Below are 16,966 nucleotides of genomic sequence, written 5' to 3' on the forward strand. Positions count from 1 at the left end.
CGCCCCATCCTCTGATCATCCGTCTGGAGCATAGCTTAAGTCTTGCGACCAAAATCGAGTGTTCGACTATGGTCATAAGGTTGCCTACCGGCTTTTGATCGATGCTGGGGTGTATCCGCTGCATGGGTGAAGTGGCGGACGAAAGGAAGGGAGTCCCGTTGGACAGAAACCAGGGATGCGGTCACAATGATGTCACCGTGATATCAATGTGTACTGCCGACGCAACGAGCGTGCCTATGCAAGCTGCTTCGAAAAAAAGGGTCAGCCTGCGCAGATGGATCTGGCGGGCGTTCGCCAGTACCAGCCTGTTGCCACTCATTCTGGTGGAAGGGGCGCTGATCACTACTTATTTCCTCACGAACCAGTCCATTCGAAACGCCCAGATCGAGTATCTGCATCAAAGTACGACACGAGACATTCAGGTAGCGGTTCAGCAGAATGCATTGTTGGTGCAAGGACAGTTGGAGCAGATCCACAAGGCGATTGGCCTTTATGCCAAATCCACTGAGCATGAACTCACGGAAAGCCAGAATCTCACGGCGGCAGCGCTTTCATTGAGTGCCGACGGTGTCCGTTACAGTGCGGTAGACGACGGAGGATCCGCCTCGTTTTATTCGAATGTCACTGCGCCGGGTAAACAGGATCTCTACAAGATCTCGCTTCTGGCAAATCAAGATTTCATGATGAAGCAGTTGAAGGATGGGGATCCGCTGATTGCCAGCATCTACTTCAACAGTTGGGACAGCTATAACCGCATTTATCCCTGGTTCAATACGCTCGAACAGTACCCCCATGATATGGACATCACCCAATACAACTTTTATTACCTGGCCGATGCCCAGCACAATCCGGATAAAAAAATAGTCTGGACGGATGTCTACCTGGACCCCGCCGGCCAAGGATGGATGATGTCTGCCATCGCGCCGGTCTACCAAGGCGACTTTCTTGAGGGCGTAGCCGGCGTTGATGTAACGGTCGACGGCATCTTGAAGCGAATCGAGCAGTTGCAGATGCCGTGGGATGGCTACCTGATGCTGGTCAACGACAAGCTCGATGTCATGGCCGTCCCCAAGGCGGGCCAACGTGATTTTTCCCTGCATGTCGAGAACCAGCCCGCTGGAGAATCTGTTGATCGCGAGCGTTTGCAATCGCCGGATTTGAACCTCGCCCGTCATCCAGACCTCGCCAGTCTCAACAAGAACTTACCCGGCCATTCACAAGGTATCGTTGCGCTGACGTTGAATGGACGGCCTCACCTGGTCGCCTGGGATGAGATCCCTGCCACTGGCTGGTTCTTGCTGGCGGTGGTGGACGAAGCGGCGGTGATGCACGAAACCAATCTGCTCGCCAATCATTACCGCGAAGTGGGTTATCTGTTGGTCGCGGGGCTGGTTCTCTTCTACGCCTTGTTCTTTGCCTTCATGTGGTGGCGCACGCGGGGTCTGAGCCGCCAATTGAGTACGCCCGTACAAGGTGTCTCACAAATGATGCGAGAGATCGGGCGTGGGCACTGGCAACCGGCGGCGAGTCCTTCCGATATCATCGAACTGTGGTCAATGTCCAACCAGGCACTGGGAATGGGCAGGCAGTTGGCCCAGGCCGAGCTAGTACGCAGCGCCACACAGCAGCGTCTGGAGTTGGTCATGGAGAGCTTTGCCGAAGGGCTCTGGGAGTATTACCCCCAGCGGCAACACTTTGTTCTCAAGGGTGCCCTGTGCCAGCGTTTCGGTTTTGCCGCCAATGAAGTGCCGATGGCGACACTGCTGCAGAACATTCCCGTTGAAGATCGGCAAACCTTCACGCAGTTTCTGGAAGAGGCCAGGGGCAGTGCCAGTGTGGCGCCGGAAGCGGAATTTCGCATTAGGGACGTGCAGGGCAAGTTGATCTGGATCCTTTGCCGAGGCCGCCTCCTGGAGCCCTCGCGGCTCGATGATTCGAGTGTTGTGGTGGTGGCGTGTGTCGACATCACGACGCTCAAGCAAACCCAGTTGGATCTGCGGGATAAAACCCTGGAGGCAGAGGCCGCCAGTACGGCCAAATCCAAGTTCATCTCCAGCATGAGTCATGAGCTACGAACGCCTTTGAATGCCATTTACGGGTTTGCCCAATTGGGACTCATGCAGCCGCCTGACGACGCAATGCAACAGACAGCCAACTTGCAGGAGATCATCGAGGCCAGTGAACATCTCATGCAGTTGGTGGACGATCTGCTTGATCTTTCCAGCTTGCAGGCTGAGAAGCCACTGCTGGATCTCAAGCCTGTGCATGTGGCGAGCCTGATATCCAACTGCGCCGACATGGTTCAGCCACAGGTCTCTGCGCACGGCCAGAGCTTGCACATCGATGCTTGCGCGGACACATGGCACGTCTGGGCGGACAAGCGCCGCCTCAAGCAGGTCCTGATCAATCTGTTATCCAACGCAATCAAGTACAACCGGCCCGGTGGCGATATCACGCTGGGGGCCGTGGTTGTCGAGAGTGGAGCCCGGCTGCGTCTGTACGTGACGGATACCGGGATGGGCATTTCCCCGAATGTGCAGGAGGAGCTGTTCAAGCCCTTCCAGCGTTTAGGTAAAGAGAACTCTTCCATCCAGGGCACTGGCATTGGCTTGGCGCTATGCCGGGACTTGGCGCTCCTGATGCACGGCACCATGGGCTTTGAAAGCCACGTCGACGTGGGAACGACCTTCTGGATCGACATGTACTCTTCGGCTTTTCCAGCACCCGGGAGCGATTCCACAGTGTCGACGATTGGCTTGCCACGCGTGCTGTTGGTGAGCAGCAACCCCAAGGATGGTCAGGTGGTTCGGGAGGCATTGACCGGTGATTTCGAGTTGCAATGGGTCAATACGTTGCCCGATGCCAGCCTCGTGCTTGATGCCACTACCGTCAGCGTATTGATCGTCGCCACCGCGGACCGTGTGTCTGTGCTGGACACTTTCTTCCGCGGTTTACGTACGAGAATTGTAGAGGCTGCCATGTCGATCATCGTGGTTCGTGCGGCCGTCGATTACGCTTCGGTTAGCCGATTGGAGTGCCAGGCCATCGTGTCCTCTCCCTTGGAGAGACAGAGTATTCGTCATCTCGTATTGACGCTCGCTGCGAAGAGGGCAGATGCATGTTCGCCAAAGTAAATGCTGAAAGCAGGATCGTCATTATCGACGATGTGGCCACCAATCTCCGGCTTCTGGACTCATGTTTGCGAGCGGTGGGCCTGCACAACATCACGACCTTCAGCGACTCAGTCCAAGGACTGGATTGGCTGCTTTGCAACGCCTGGGACCTGGTGTTGCTGGATCTGGATATGCCTGCGCCTGACGGCTTCGAGATCCTTGATCGCCTTAATAAACGCGACCGCACTGAGTCGCCGGTCATCATCGTAACGGCCTTGAATGATCAGCAGAACAGGCGAAAAGGACTGGAAAAGGGCGCCAACGACTTCATCTCCAAACCCATTGACCTGCCTGAGGTGCTGCTCCGGGTACGCAATTGCCTGGAGCTGGCGCAGGCGGCGAAGCTGCTACGCGATGTCAATGCTGAACTCGAGCGCAAAGTGGAGCTGCGCACGGCCCAGTTGGCTTCCAGCTACAAGGCGATCAGCAGCAGCTTGAGTCGAGCAGCCAGTTATCGCGATGACGACACGGGTCAGCATATTGTCCGTATTGGCGAGTCCGCGGCTTTGTTGGCCAAGGCAATTGGCATGCCCGCTCAATGGTGTGACCTCATGAGGATGGCTGCACCGATGCACGATGTTGGAAAAATCGGCATTGAAGATTCCATTCTGCAAAAGCCTGGGGCGTTGACGCCGCAGGAGCGGGCGATCATGCAGGAGCATGCCCGCATCGGTTATGAAATCCTGCATGACCCAGAGGGCTCTCCGTTGACGGACCTGGCCGCGGAAATTGCCCTGTCGCATCACGAACGTTGGGATGGCACCGGCTACCCAAAGGGATTGCGAGGCAAGGAGATCCCGTTATCGGCAAGGATTGTGGCGATATGTGATGTGTATGACGCCATAAGGATGCCTCGAGCTTATAAACAGGCGTGGGATGTCGAGCGTTCCAGGCGTTTCATCATCGAGCAAGCCGGTACCCAGTTCGATCCTTTCCTGGTGGACGTCTTTTGTAATCAATTTGACGAATTAGATCGCTTGCGCGTGCCTGATGCGCGGGAGGGCTGATGTTGTTCGATGGGGTATTCAGCTCTTGGTATCTCCGCACTGTGTAGATGCTGCTTATGGTGAGGCCGGAAGAGAACCACCAGTTTGCGCAGCGCCCGTTCTCGACTCGGTTTGATAAACGCCATGTAAATCATGCTTACTCAAAATTGGTCCTTTGCGCTGATGTAATTATGATTCCGGCTGTCAGGACTTTTAGCCAGGTTTTGCTGATTTACGAGGCCCTCTGATTGCAGTAAGCGAGCATCGGTCTGAGCCAACTGACGAAGTGGCTCAGAAATATCAGGTCAAGCTCGCTGGAGTGGGGGATGACGGCCACATATTCTTCGGGAAGAGACCGAGCTTATGCAGAAGAACTTAGTCGTGATGACCTTTTTCGCTCTTGATACACCCCAAAAACAAGTCCAAAATCAAGCCTTTTCCTTCTTTGGCAGGAAAATAAAACCCCTTAGATTTCAATTAGTTGGACACCAGAAACGAGTCTCGTTTCCCGCTCCAATTATTTTTCTATAGGCTTCCATTGAAGTATGTAGAAACCCAAAAAATAGGTTTCGGCCTCTTTTTTTGTTCCAGTAAAGTCCATTCTGATACATCAATAGTCACAATTTTTCAGTACATTATTTAGTACATCAACTCGGCATTTGGTAAATCGCTTTTTCGAGGTACTCACCCCACTGGAGACCGTACAAATCTCCTCTAGTCAAACGAGACGGAGATTGTAAGATGGCTCTCACCGACACTGCGGTCCGGTATGCCATACCCCGTGCAAAGGACTACACCCTCCCTGACTACAACGGCCTTGCCCTTTTAGTAAATACCAAAGGCGCCAAGTGCTGGCACTTCCGCTTTTCCTGGGCGGATAAGCAACCCCGTATTTCGCTCGGTACCTATCCTGAAGTTAGCTTGCGAAATGCTCGGGCGCTGCGTGATGTTGCGCGGGCACAGGTCGCCAGGGGCATTGATCCGCGTGTCCATCGGCAGTTGTAGCGTAATGCCAGGCACCTGGCCACGGAGAACGCCTAAGAAACGGTTGTTCAGCATTGAAAGTGGTACACAAAGTTGAACATCGTGTTTGTGGTCGTGGGGCACGACGGGCCGGTCGGACCCAGAACCTCCCACTTCAATTGGCCGCCGAATCGGCTGACAGCGAGGGCGCTCAGGTTGAGGTGTAGAGGGCGACGCCTTACCTTCGTCGTTTATGGTCCGTTAAACCGTTGGGCCAGGTCGGTGATCAGTCGTTGGGCAGGTGCAACTGGACCTCCATGGCGTCATGAAGGAGTCGGACGACCTCGATCACGTCGTCGTTTACCACACGATAAAACACGATATGGCGTGGGCTTTTGACCGTCCCATGGGGGTGTTTGGCCTGCTGGCGTGAATAGATGAGGTGATAGCTGCGAAGGTCCGGTGCAAGCTCATCGCGTTCGAGGTTGCCAATGCGATAAGGCGTGCCGGCAATCGCTTGCAGCGCCGCGAGGATCAGTGCCTGGTAGCGCTGGCGTGCTTGATCGCCGAACTGCATCCGGGAGAGTTTGAGGATGTCGATAATGTCGGCGCGCGCCGCGTTGGAAATCCGATATTGCGGCACGCTCAGTGTTTCTCGCGCGCGGGGAAGGTGACCTCCTGGCTCAAGCCCTCGAGGTAGTGCTCCAGATCCCCTTCGTTCAACTGAGTGAAGCGCCCGTGCTCAAGGTCCATGATGCCGATCGAGGTCGCCTGACGCAGGGCCTCAATTTTGGCGGCGTCTTCGGCGACGCGCTGCTCCAATAGCCGTAAGCCTTCTCGCATCACTTCGCTGGCATTCTGATAACGGCCGGACTGCACCAGGTCCTGGATAACCTGTTCCTGGTGAGGGGTGAGCACTACGTTTCGCGTCGCCATAATTAGCTCCAGTTCTGGGCAAACAGTTTTTTACTATTGGCATATTATGCCATTTGTCTGTGAGCACATAGTTGGGCTTTAATTTCTGCTCAGGCTGGCGTTTGGCCTCGTCCGAGGAATAGATATCACCCCGTTTTCACCGCCATCAAAGCGTTCAATTCGGCGTATGTATGGGCTTTCAAGGTTTGGGTGTCGAGGTGGCCGTTGTCCAAGAAACTGCGGACCAATGCTCCCATAGCACCATGCAGAAACTCGGCGATGCTGGAGCCTGCGCTGAGTCGTCTAACGCCCAGGCGCTTCAGTTCGTCAGGGTAGGGCAGTCCGTCCCGGGACAGCAGGTTGACTGGCAGTTTGGCGTCCCGGCAGATGGTGGCAATTTCGTTTGGATCGACCACGCCAGCGGCAAACAAACCATCCGCCCCGGCGCTGGCATACAGTGCGCTGCGCTTGAGGAGTTCCTCCAGGCGTTGTTCGGCAGGGAACAGGTTTTTCAGGTAGACGTCGGTCCGTACGTTGATGAACAGTTTGACGCCCGCCTGGTTCGCCACCTTTCTCGCGACGTCGATCTTGCGGACAAGCAACTCTGGAGAGCCCAGGCCGTCTTCGATGTTGATCCCGACCGCCCCAGCGGCGATGACGGCGTCAATCACTTGGCCGACCCGCTCCAGGTCATCCGAGTAACCGCCTTCGATATCTACTGTGAGCGGTACGCTGAGCACCCGTACCATCGACTCGACGATGGTATTCAGCAGGTCGAGAGGCAGCTTGTTGCCATCCTGATAACCATGCGACCAGGCCATGGCCGCGCTGCTGGTCGCTACAGCCTTGCCGCCCAAGCGTTCGACGATGCGCGCACCGCCCGCATCGGCCACATTGGCCAAGACCAGTAGTCCATTCTGGTGCAGGCTGTGAAAAACGTTATCCAGCGTGGTCATGACCATTAAGCTCCTTTAAAAGTTATGTTTTAAATGGCACGCGCGGCGTTTTAGGTAGGGCTATTATAATTATTCAATTGGGTAGTTTGTTGAAGTGAGGCGCTGCTTTTAGGTGTGGGTGGACAGCGGAATTATTCTTGAGTCATACACTTCGCGAAGTGTGATCGATGTTCTGATTTGCATGATGCAAGGTATCTTTCGCAGCGTCTTTTCAATGAATGCCGTATATAAAGCAATGCTTTTTAAAACGATTTTACCAAGAAAATCATAGTCACCCGTTACGTTGTAGAGGGCTACGACTTCGGGGCACAAGGTGATTTTTTCTTCGAGCTTTCGGGTTACTTCTTCGGTATGCGAGTCGACAGAAAGATGGACGAAGGCGGTCACCTCGAATCCCAGAAGCAAGTGGGCGCCTCGCCAGTGTGATGGGGGATGCTTTTTCCTTCTTTCCGATTTTTGTGGTAAATACTCTCGCCTCGAGAAGCGCATCCCCCCTGATGTGTCGCTTCGCGAAACCTCTAGCCAGACGGCTGGATCAATGGAGAGAAGAGGTCCGGCATGGAGCCACAGTCCACACATACGCTTATCGCCATGAGCGATGTCTGCCAGTCTTATCCTATGGCAGGGCACAACATGCCCGTTCTGCGCGATGTGACGCTCAATATTCGACGTGGGCAAACGTGCGCTATTCTCGGTACATCCGGTTCCGGCAAAAGCACGCTGCTGAACATCCTCGGACTGCTTGACCGTCCGATGTCTGGCCAATTCTGGTTCGCTGGCCGCAACATGATCGACGCGACGGCTGACGAGCGCGCTCATCTACGCAACCGTGAGATCGGTTTCGTGTTCCAGAGTTTCAATCTGCTTCCCCGCCTGACTGCGCTCGATAACGTTGCCCTACCTCTTTTCTACCGGGGCTTTACGCGCAGCGAAGCGCGTGAATGCGCGAGGATCCAGATAGCGCGAATCGGGTTGGGTGATCGAGCTCATCATCGGCCTGCCGACCTATCCGGTGGACAGCGCCAGCGTGTTGCGATTGCGCGAGCGTTAGTGGGCAGTCCTTCCTTGATTCTTGCCGACGAGCCGACGGGTAACCTGGATCGTTCAACGGCCCACGACGTGATGGATCTGCTGCTCGATCTCAACGATGAGAGAGCGGTGACATTAGTCATGGTGACCCACGATGCGCAGTTGGCCGAACGCCTTGAGCGCTGTTTTCAGGTACAGGATGGGATTCTGAAAGAATCTGCGAGCAGACGAGCGATGACGGATGCTTGACGGTTCGCTTCATCGTCAAGGTCCGGGCCATCTGCAAACACTGATTGAGTCCCTAGACAGTCTGCGCCTCTTGGGACGGCGTTCGTGGTTGGCGATGCTGGGCATTGCAGTTGGCTGCGCGGCGATTGTTGCGCTGCTGAACATCGGTCAGAGCGCCGCGAATGAAGCGATGACGGCTTTCAAGGGGATGGGGGCAGAGAGCATTGTGGCGTCGTTTCCATTCTCGCCGCTCAACAGTCGAGCGCTGCCGCCCACACTTGACACTCGCTCGCTGCTGAAAAAACTCCCTGCCATCGCCCAAGTGGCCCCAACGACATTTCATTCTGGTCAAGTTCGTTACGCAGGGCGAACAGTCGACGCGGTGGTTTTGGGGACGACGGGTGGATTAGCCGGAACCCTGGATCTCAAACTCGCTCAAGGACGCTTTATTTCCGATTTCGATCAACAGGCCACCTACATCGTCGCAGGGGCCAAGGTTGCTCATGAGTTGGGAATCGGTGTACCGGGCAGGCCGCTGATTGCGGGTATGCAGCTTCAGATCGAAGGGTATCTGTTTGAAGTGATCGGTATTGCACGACCTCAGGCTCCGAACCCCTTGATCCCGATTCAGGTAGATGAAGCGTTGTTTATACCGATAGGGAGCATGAGGCGGCTTCAGCCGTCTCCACAACTCAGCAGTGTGATTGCCAAGGTGCGCGATGGTGCAGTGATCGCGGAAAGCGCACAGGACTTACGTACTTATCTGGAAGAAGTGCTCAAGGGTCATGACGTTGAGGTTCTCGTGCCACAACAGCTGATCGACAGCCTTACCCATCAATCCAACACATTCTCCTATTTGCTGGCCGGTCTTGGGGGGATTTCCCTTCTGGTCGGAGGGGCCGGCGTGATGAATGTGATGCTCATGAATGTCTCTGAGCGTCGTCGCGAGATTGGCGTGAGAATGGCCCTCGGTGCCCGGGCACGCGACATTCGGATGTTGTTTCTTCTGGAGGCGGCTTGTTTGTCAGTGACGGGCTCACTGGTCGGGGCGGCCGTCGGACTGCTTTCAGCTTTTTTGTTCGTATGGTTTTCAGGGTGGCGATTTACCTTGGCCATTGAATCTCTGCCGCTGGGAGTTGGAAGCTCCTTGTTGATCGGCCTATTCTTCGGCCTCTATCCCGCCGTGACCGCGTCTCGCCTGCAACCGGTTCAGGCCTTGCGAGATGATTGAGCACAAGCGATTTTCGATCTTGCTGGGGCTGCTGTGGACGCTATCTGCGTCGACGGTGTTCGCCGCGCTCGCGCCGTCTCAGGCATCGATGCCAGGTACCCCTGTGTCGTTGCGGGCTGAAACAATCAATCTGACGTTGGCCGATGCTGTCTATCTGGGGTTGCGAAGCAACCGCTCCATCCGTAGTGCCTACCTTGAGCGTGTAGCGCAGAAGTTCGATTTGCGCGTCGCTGAGGACCTGTTCACCCCCAAGTTGGTATTAAGGGGGGACTATCGGGGTGAGCGCAGTGAAAGCGATGGTTCACGCTACCGGCAATTGTCGCCAACGACCACTCTGTTGGGGGAGTTTGGTACACGGCTAAGCCTCTCTTGGGCCAACCAGTTGACCGATAGCAATAATGACGGGCATACCCGCAGCGATGGTGCGACGTTTACGCTCATACAGCCCTTGCTTCGGGGGGCTGGAGTGGAGGTCACGACAGCACCGATGCGTTCAGCAAGGCTTTCCGAGTTGACGAACCGTCTTGCCTTGAAAGCGGCGGTGGCGCAAACCGTCACGCAAATCATCACGTCTTACCGTGATGTACTTCGCGCGCAAGAGCAGTTGCATATCGCGACAGAGGCATTAAGCCGTTCACAGCAGTTACTAGACGTAAACAGAGCCATGATTAATGCCGGCCGTATGGCTCAGTTTGAGATTGTGCAAACCGAGGCTGATTACGCCACTCAGGAGTTGGGTGTTCAAGAAGCCCAAAATCAATTGGATGCCTATCGCCTGGAGTTGCTTCAGCTTTTGGCATTAGATCTGGAGTCGCGTATCCAGGCGGTAGAAACGCTGGATGCAACGCCTGTTCAGCTCAGTCGAGTGCAGGCGCTTGATACCGCATTGGAGCAGCAGCCTGCTTACCTTGGGCAGTTGATCGCAAATGAGCAGGCCGGCATCAACCTGGCGGTTGCCCGCAATAACCAGCTGTGGGATGTCTCATTGGTCGGGGGAGCTAGCCAGGTCAGTGATCGTTACTCTGATAGAGAGGGGCAGCGTTCGGATCGTCGCTGGGAAGGCTATGCGGGGATCCAAGTCGAAATTCCGATTGGCGATCTCAATCGTCGACAGCAGGTGGTCCGTGCTCAGGTGAATCTGGAGAACCAAGGGATTGAGGCAGTTGAGGCTCGACAGACTCTGGAGCGAGATGTCACGAACGCGGTTCGCACGGTAGGCACGCGCTGGCGCCAGTATGAAATTTCATTGCGTGCGCGGGATCTATCGCGCCGAAAGCTTGATATCGAACGACAGAAGTTACAGGTCGGTCGCTCCAGCAACTTTCAAGTCATCAGTTATGAGACTGATTTTCGTAACGCACAAAATACAAGCCTTGATGCACTCATAGCCTACTTGAATGCAAGAACCTTGCTGGATCAGGCATTGGGCACCACATTGTCGAGCTGGGATATTGCTCTTAATGATTAAAGAAATCGTATTGGCTTGTCGGCGCAATGTACGATTGCTCCTGATGGCGACTTGTATGGTGATGGCGGTCGTTGCGGTGGTGGTTGCAATATCTCCGCTTCCTCGGGAGCAGGTCGCGGCGGCCAGTTGGCTCAAGGTGGACTATCAGCCTTTGGAAAATCGACTGGGGCTTGTAGGACGTGTTGAGGCTGCGATGCAACAAACCATGTCGTCACCTTTCGAGGGGCTTGTCGCGGACGTTGCGGTAAAAGAAGGTCAACGTGTTGAGCGTGGACAACGCTTGCTGAGCCTGGATACGACGCAACTGGATATCCAGTTGCGTTCTGCCTTGGCCGAGCAGGTGATCGCCAGACGCAATGTGTTGGAAGTCGAGAGCTGGTCTCAGGGACAGGATGTCGCTCGGGCAAAACGGACGGTTTACAGCGTCCAGTCCACCTTGGCAGATAACGAGCGCCGATTGGCAGAAACCAAAGTTCTTCTGGACCAGGGAATAGTGCCGCGGATGGAGCTGGAGGCAGTCGAGCAGCAGGTCAGGGCGCAACGTCTAGATCTGTCCGCTGCCCAGTCGGAACTCGGCGAAGTCCTGAAAAAAGGTGGAGAAGAACACCTTCAGATAGTCCAGATGCAATGGGCCAACGCCCAGTCACGTTATCAATCGCTACTTGATCAGCAGGCACAGCGAGAAGTGCTCGCACCATTCGCGGGCGTGGTGATCCGTTCTCGTTCGCCTCAGGGAAGTGGCGCTAATCTGCCGTTTGTACAAAAAGGCCAGCGTGTCGGTCAAGGCGTTCCCTTGTTCGAGTTGATCAATATCGAGCAGGTGCAGGTTGTTGCACGGGTCGAGGAAAGCGATGTTCATCAACTCCGTGCGGGGCTGCCGGTGGAAATTACCGGTGATGGTTTCGGTGGCATGGTGCTGCATGGTCAGATTGAGAGCGTCGGTGTACAGGGGGTCGATGCGCAGGCCACGTCTGGTGGCGCATTTTATGAGGTGATCGCCTCTATACAGGGTATCGCGAGTGAGCAACTGCAGCGATTGCGACTTGGTATGAGTGCGAGGCTGCAAATTGTCACCTATCACCGTGATCGTGGTCTGGTGGTGCCGCTTGAGGCACTGTCTAGCGACAGCCATGGGCAATCGATTGTGACTTATCGCCCTACCTTGTCTGAGAGAGCAAATCAGGTGGTCGTAAAGACAGGGCGGGCCATGCCTGGTGGCATTGAGGTAGAAAATCTGGCGCCGGGATATGTTGAGTTGAAATCCTCGCTATTTTAACAAAATTGCTAGGGTTAGTATTTGAAATCGTAAAGTTTATGATACAGTTCTGCTGTTGATAGGGATGTCATAGTGTGTGTCACTAGGATTTGTCGTGTTTGCGGGATGCAAGAGCACGTCATACGCCTTACGCATTATTTCTCTCATCATCTAGATGGCGGAGCTGATCTTCTTCGGTGGAAAGGGTGTGTCTGGACTTTCATGTTTCTATAATGTGCAAGTTTTTGCTTTTTATCGAGTTGTTGTGCTGTGGAGAGGTTTCGCTGCGCCATGAAAATGTATGTATGGAATTTAAATCAAAAGGAATAAGTGCATGAAGATGTCGAAATCTGTTTTGTCGGTACTGACTGTTGGTATGTTGGCGGCAGGTTCTGCGCTGGCAGGTCCTCCAGTAGCTGTTACTTTCAAGAATCTTGGAACCGCCGATGCTACGTACACGATCATTACAAATAATGAAGCCACAACTAATGTAAATTCGGTCCCGAAGCCAGTGACTACTGTCAAGGCGGGTGGTGCTGATACCTATACTGTTCAGAGCAATCTTTCGCCTATTGCCAACTATGCGAACCTGCGCTACACCATTGGCGGGAAGACTTGCACGTTCCTGGCAACCTATGTTGGGACAGTCGGCTCAGGAGGCTCGACTATTCCAAAATGGAACAATACGGCAACACCTAGCGGTGGCGCAGTGTGTACGGCAAAAGTAACCTCGACCAATATCTCCACCTACGCCTGGTCTGTTGAATTTACCATGAAGTAAGGCTCAAGCCGGGCCTGGCGGTTTGGCTGCTTGCACAAAGGCTGCCCTTGCCGCTGGGCCTGCGCCGGTTTTGTTCGTCCATTCATCGCGAAGCATTACAGTTTTTTTGAGTGCTGCCGATAATAAATTTACTAGCCACGTTTTCAGGAATGGCTGATAACAGGGAGGACATTATCTTGGTCGGTTCAATTAACTCAAATACGTTTTCTGGTTCGCAGGTTTCCAATGTGACGGCTAGCCAAAATGAATCGCTGACGAAAACTCAGGTGGCAACTGAAAGCGCTGACGTTGGTAGTCATAAGGATACCAGTCGCCTTTCTTCACTATCTCTACAGTTGAGTGAGAGTGCCGCCCGCGCAACGGCTAGAGATTCGAGTATGAGCAGGAAAGAGCTTGGCGCGAAAGCGAATGAGCTTTTGAGCAAGATTTCCGGTGATGGTTATTTTATCAACAAAAAAGCTAATGATGCTGAGGTGCCTGACACTCAGGATCCTGTGTTATTGGCTCGTGCGGCCAATGCAACGCAGTTTGTCAATGGCAGTGGCAAAAATCCATTTGCGGGTATGTCGAGCGATCAGCTCTCATTGATTATCTATGATGACAGTGGAAGTTTTACGACTAACGAGCGTCGCGCGGCGTGGAGTGGATCGTCCGATCAGGAATATGCCTGGCGCCAAAAGATTGTTGCCAATTCGATCGCTGAATATAATGAAACCGGAAAGCTGACGAAATTCTTTACTGCAGCTCTTGAGCACTATAAGGAGTTGCCCGCTATTGAGCAGGCACAGTACCCAAATAGTTATGAGGCAAAGTTGCAGGGTTGGATAGCACTCGATTTCAACTACAAGACCCATACCGTTGAGGGTAAGGGGAGTCCTCAAGAGGTGATGGACAAGGTCTTGAATCTCGACAAGCAACTGTTTGATGACGCTGGAGCAGATACGGTTTGAGTGCGACACTCACCCAAGATTGGACTGTCCAAACAAAATGCGCCGCATCGTCGTAATGCTGGTCACTTAAGCGGAGCAGTTTTATGATCCACCGGAAACCGGGTCGTTGAAATCTTCACCGTCCTTGGCCCTAAGGCCTTGGACGGTGACCCAGAAATATCCCTCCAATCCTCGATCTTAACTCCGCCCAACGTCTGCCCATTGCTGATATCGGGTTCGCCGCTGCCATGACGATTAACTGAGCGGCGATGTGCCTTGATACCCTCAAAAAACAAGTCCAGAATCAAGTCTTTTCCTGCCCCGGCAAGAAAAGAAACCCCTTAGATTTCAATGAGTCGGACACCAGATACGAGTCTCGTTTCCCGCTCCAAGATTTAAAAAAAGCCACTCAGATGAGTGGCTTTTTTTTTCGTGCGCCCAGCATGGGCGCAATCTTGTGGGTGAAAGTCCCGCCGTAAGCTGACCACAGCGAATGAAGTGAAGCGCAACTGCATGAGGGCGACCGAGTGTGGGGAGGAAGCGTGGAGCGAAGCCGTGAGCCGATGAACAAGAACCGGATATAAGGCGAAGCCGACCAGGGTGAGCGGGCCAAAAACCGCGAAACTCTAGTGGTCAAATGGCGGCTGCGTAGATCCGGCGGCTGTGCGGTGAAGGATTGCGTTCTTACCTGGGGAGATCTCGCCTTGTGCCTGAAAGGGCGACGGTACAAACCGGAGCGAGAAGTCAGCAGAGGCCGTAGTAGTCTTTTTTTTTTCGACGAAGGGCCGAACGAGAGAAAGCGTTATAGGCCATGTTGATGCGAAAGACCGGAAGTCAGATGCCTGCCAAACGCGGGGCGGATAGAGACAATCGAGCGGTGAAGCCGTGAGAAATCCCGTCAGCGACGAGGTCAATCGCCCGCAAAATGAACCCGATAACGCAGGGCAAGGGCTGCTGGAGCGGACCTTTGCGAGAGAAAACCTGAAGCGGGCTTGGAAGCGGGTCAAGGCCAACAAAGGTGCAGCGGGAGTCGACGGTCTGGATATCGAACAGACGGCTGAACATCTGCTGACTCAGTGGGCGGCGATTCGTGAACAACTTTTGTCAGGTGTCTACCGGCCCAGTCCGGTACGGCGAGTGGTCATTCCCAAACCCGACGGCGGTCAGCGTGAGTTGGGCATTCCGACGGTCACCGACCGCTTGATCCAACAAGCGTTGCTGCAAGTCTTGCAGCCACTGCTCGATCCAACTTTCAGTGAACACAGCTACGGCTTTCGCCCGGGGCGCAGTGCGCAGGACGCCGTTTTGGCGGCTCAGCGCCATGTGTCTTCAGGGCGCAAGGTGGTAGTGGATGTTGATCTGGAGAAGTTCTTCGATCGGGTCGACCACGACATTTTGATTGATCGTTTACGCAAGCGAATTGCGGATCGGGCGGTTATCCGGCTGATTCGGGCGTATCTGAATGCGGGAACGCAGATCAATGGAGTCGTCGAGAAAAGCCGCTGCGGGGCGCCGCAAGGCGGTCCGCTGTCGCCGCTGTTGGCGAATGTGCTGCTGGACGAAGTGGATCGGGAGCTTGAGCGTCGAGGCCATAGCTTCGTGCGCTATGCCGATGATGCGAATGTGTATGTTCGCAGCAAGAAGGCAGGGGAGCGGGTGATGACCTTGCTGAAGCGTCTGTATGAAAAGCTGCACTTGAGCGTCAACGAGAGCAAGAGTGCGGTGACGAGTGCGTTTGGTCGCAAGTTTCTGGGATACGAATTGTGGTCCCGTCGAAACGAGGTCAGGCGCGCGGTTTCCTATAAGGCGCAAAAGCAGTTCAAGCAGCGGGGGCCTCCTGTAACGCTGGTATTTCCGAAAGATCCAGCTCACGGGGCACAGCATATCCTTTTGCAAATGGAATCGGGCTCGGCCCGACAGGCTCCCAGCCTCCTTGCTCCGCGAGCAATGGAAGGTCACCCTCCCAAGGCCTTCGACGACTGGCCTTACGACCCGCATGGGAAAGTTGAATGCCTGGAACACTCCCCTGCGCACTCAAGAATGAAGCAAGTTCCCTGAGTTTTGGCACTGCCGCGTCCGACCAGAGACCAAGATCCTGGGGTGTTACTCGTCCGTCCGCAGTCACAGAGGTGGCCTCGAGGATGATAAGACCTACCCCCCAATTGCCCGAGCACCCAGGTGAACTTTGTGCCAGTCATTCACCAGCGAGTCGTCGGACACGTATTGACACATGGGCGCCATACCAATTCGATTTCGAATAGTAGTTCCGCGCAATGTTAGCGGCGAGAATAGTCGGGACACTGTTTCCTCCTTTAAAAGTGTTGTTTAGTCGTCCGGCTAATCAATTGGACTCAAACCATAACAAGGAGGACGGAAATTAGACCTGTCAGAACACACAGTGTTGCCGCTGACCGAAAACTGGTAATGTGAACTAGCCCCATGAAACACGTACTCGTCGGAAGTAGAATTTTCTCCTGATTGGATCAGGGAAATTTTGCGTGAAGACATCGCGTTTTTCCGACAGTCAAATCATTGCCATTCTTAAGTAAACTGAGGTCGGCAGCCCAGTCCCGGAGCTGTGCCGCGAGCACGGCATCAGCTTGGCGATCCTCTATAAGTAGCGCGCCAAGTTCGGCGGTATGGACGCGTCGAGGTGATCAGCATGGAAATGATGGGCAAGATTCGGCGTATTCACTTTCGAGATAAGTTGTCGCTGCATGAGATAACCAAGCACGTCGGATTTCCATGCGCCAACGAAGCTCTTACCCGAAGCCCTTCAAAGCCCAGGTTGTTCAGGAATGCCTACAACCGGGGGCAACCCTATCCAGCGTTGCCATCAGCCGCGGCATCAACGCCAACGTTATCCGCAAGTGGATACCGCTTTACCGAGATCAGCCGCCAGCGGCGTTGCCGGCTTTCGTTCCGTTGAGAGCTACGCCCAAACGGCAGGCGGAAACGTTGGCGATTATTGGCGAGCAATCGATCACCGTGAAATGGCCAACTTCCGATCCTGACGGCTGCGCCCGCTTTGTCCGTGAACTCCCTTAATGAT

Annotated in this window: 16 protein-coding genes and 3 pseudogenes; 12 read left to right on the plus strand and 7 right to left on the minus strand. The window is 54.4% G+C overall.

The genetic code is table 11. The features are described from left to right. The first annotated feature begins 236 nt into the window (after window positions 1-236). From J3361_RS03460 to J3361_RS03470, 3 genes are all read left to right on the plus strand, one after another. The gene (locus tag J3361_RS03460; protein WP_207962484.1) at window positions 237-3,134 is read left to right on the plus strand and encodes an ATP-binding protein; all 2,898 of its coding nucleotides are present in this window, start codon (window positions 237-239) and stop codon (window positions 3,132-3,134) included. Continuing rightward, a complete protein-coding gene (locus J3361_RS03465; protein ID WP_207962485.1) occupies window positions 3,119-4,180 on the plus strand; it encodes an HD domain-containing phosphohydrolase in 1,062 nt (353 codons plus the stop codon). Before J3361_RS03460 ends, J3361_RS03465 begins: the two co-directional genes overlap by 16 nt. A 720-nt stretch (window positions 4,181-4,900) precedes the next feature. Continuing rightward, window positions 4,901-5,164 carry an Arm DNA-binding domain-containing protein gene (locus tag J3361_RS03470; RefSeq protein ID WP_207962486.1) on the plus strand — a complete coding sequence of 88 codons (264 nt, stop codon included), beginning with the start codon at window positions 4,901-4,903 and terminating at the stop codon, window positions 5,162-5,164. A 244-nt stretch (window positions 5,165-5,408) separates the two neighbouring features. Here the strand turns inward: J3361_RS03470 and J3361_RS03475 are convergent, their stop codons facing one another. The 4 genes from J3361_RS03475 to J3361_RS03490 form a co-directional block, all read right to left on the minus strand. Continuing rightward, a complete protein-coding gene (locus J3361_RS03475; protein ID WP_207962487.1) occupies window positions 5,409-5,765 on the minus strand; it encodes a type II toxin-antitoxin system RelE/ParE family toxin in 357 nt (118 codons plus the stop codon). Window positions 5,766-5,767: 2 nt separating this feature from the next. Further along, complete coding sequence (locus J3361_RS03480; RefSeq protein WP_207962488.1) at window positions 5,768-6,058, minus strand: type II toxin-antitoxin system ParD family antitoxin; 291 nt, start codon at window positions 6,056-6,058, stop codon at window positions 5,768-5,770. Between the two features lie 125 nt (window positions 6,059-6,183). Continuing rightward, window positions 6,184-6,993: an isocitrate lyase/phosphoenolpyruvate mutase family protein gene (locus tag J3361_RS03485; RefSeq protein ID WP_207962489.1), complete on the minus strand. Its 810-nt coding sequence runs from the start codon at window positions 6,991-6,993 to the stop codon at window positions 6,184-6,186. Window positions 6,994-7,101: 108 nt separating this feature from the next. Beyond that, window positions 7,102-7,572: an Lrp/AsnC family transcriptional regulator gene (locus J3361_RS03490; protein ID WP_243458723.1), complete on the minus strand. Its 471-nt coding sequence runs from the start codon at window positions 7,570-7,572 to the stop codon at window positions 7,102-7,104. Here J3361_RS03490 and J3361_RS03495 point away from each other — a divergent pair. From J3361_RS03495 to J3361_RS03520, 6 genes are all read left to right on the plus strand, one after another. After that, window positions 7,552-8,271, plus strand: coding sequence for an ABC transporter ATP-binding protein (locus J3361_RS03495; RefSeq protein WP_207962490.1), 720 nt, complete (start codon window positions 7,552-7,554; stop codon window positions 8,269-8,271). The genes J3361_RS03490 and J3361_RS03495 overlap by 21 nt on opposite strands. Further along, window positions 8,264-9,481: an ABC transporter permease gene (locus tag J3361_RS03500; RefSeq protein WP_207962491.1), complete on the plus strand. Its 1,218-nt coding sequence runs from the start codon at window positions 8,264-8,266 to the stop codon at window positions 9,479-9,481. Before J3361_RS03495 ends, J3361_RS03500 begins: the two co-directional genes overlap by 8 nt. After that, window positions 9,474-10,949: a TolC family protein gene (locus tag J3361_RS03505; protein ID WP_207962493.1), complete on the plus strand. Its 1,476-nt coding sequence runs from the start codon at window positions 9,474-9,476 to the stop codon at window positions 10,947-10,949. Before J3361_RS03500 ends, J3361_RS03505 begins: the two co-directional genes overlap by 8 nt. Continuing rightward, window positions 10,942-12,225, plus strand: a complete 1,284-nt coding sequence (locus J3361_RS03510) for an HlyD family efflux transporter periplasmic adaptor subunit (RefSeq protein WP_207962495.1) — start codon at window positions 10,942-10,944, stop codon at window positions 12,223-12,225. Before J3361_RS03505 ends, J3361_RS03510 begins: the two co-directional genes overlap by 8 nt. Window positions 12,226-12,538: 313 nt before the next feature. Then, window positions 12,539-12,985 carry a hypothetical protein gene (locus tag J3361_RS03515; protein WP_079302855.1) on the plus strand — a complete coding sequence of 149 codons (447 nt, stop codon included), beginning with the start codon at window positions 12,539-12,541 and terminating at the stop codon, window positions 12,983-12,985. A gap of 149 nt (window positions 12,986-13,134) precedes the next feature. Then, on the plus strand, window positions 13,135-13,935 hold the full coding sequence (locus J3361_RS03520) for a hypothetical protein (protein ID WP_243458724.1): 801 nt from the start codon (window positions 13,135-13,137) through the stop codon (window positions 13,933-13,935). 62 nt (window positions 13,936-13,997) lie between these two features. On the opposite strand, the pseudogene J3361_RS03525 reads toward J3361_RS03520, so the two are convergent. Continuing rightward, window positions 13,998-14,191, minus strand: a pseudogene (locus J3361_RS03525) (IS4 family transposase); the annotation flags it as partial. Window positions 14,192-14,799: 608 nt separating this feature from the next. On the opposite strand from J3361_RS03525, the gene ltrA reads away from it, so the two are divergent. After that, window positions 14,800-15,972, plus strand: coding sequence for a group II intron reverse transcriptase/maturase (gene ltrA / locus J3361_RS03530; protein ID WP_347709612.1), 1,173 nt, complete (start codon window positions 14,800-14,802; stop codon window positions 15,970-15,972). On the opposite strand, the pseudogene J3361_RS29790 reads toward ltrA, so the two are convergent. Then, window positions 15,953-16,039 (minus strand): annotated as a pseudogene (locus J3361_RS29790) (hypothetical protein); the annotation flags it as partial. The gene ltrA and the pseudogene J3361_RS29790 sit on opposite strands and share 20 nt — an antisense overlap. A gap of 26 nt (window positions 16,040-16,065) precedes the next feature. Continuing rightward, window positions 16,066-16,155 carry a hypothetical protein gene (locus tag J3361_RS29795; protein ID WP_347709613.1) on the minus strand — a complete coding sequence of 30 codons (90 nt, stop codon included), beginning with the start codon at window positions 16,153-16,155 and terminating at the stop codon, window positions 16,066-16,068. 257 nt (window positions 16,156-16,412) lie between these two features. On the opposite strand from J3361_RS29795, the pseudogene J3361_RS03540 reads away from it, so the two are divergent. Together J3361_RS03540 and J3361_RS03545 are read left to right on the plus strand one after the other, a co-directional pair. After that, a pseudogene (locus J3361_RS03540) lies at window positions 16,413-16,532 on the plus strand (transposase); the annotation flags it as partial. Window positions 16,533-16,659: 127 nt separating this feature from the next. Then, window positions 16,660-16,962, plus strand: a complete 303-nt coding sequence (locus J3361_RS03545) for a transposase (RefSeq protein WP_186706179.1) — start codon at window positions 16,660-16,662, stop codon at window positions 16,960-16,962. Window positions 16,963-16,966 lie beyond the last annotated feature (4 nt).

The sequence above is a fragment of the Pseudomonas sp. OA65 genome, assembly GCF_017498305.1.
GTDB classification, from domain to species: Bacteria; Pseudomonadota; Gammaproteobacteria; order Pseudomonadales; family Pseudomonadaceae; genus Aquipseudomonas; species Aquipseudomonas zanjanensis.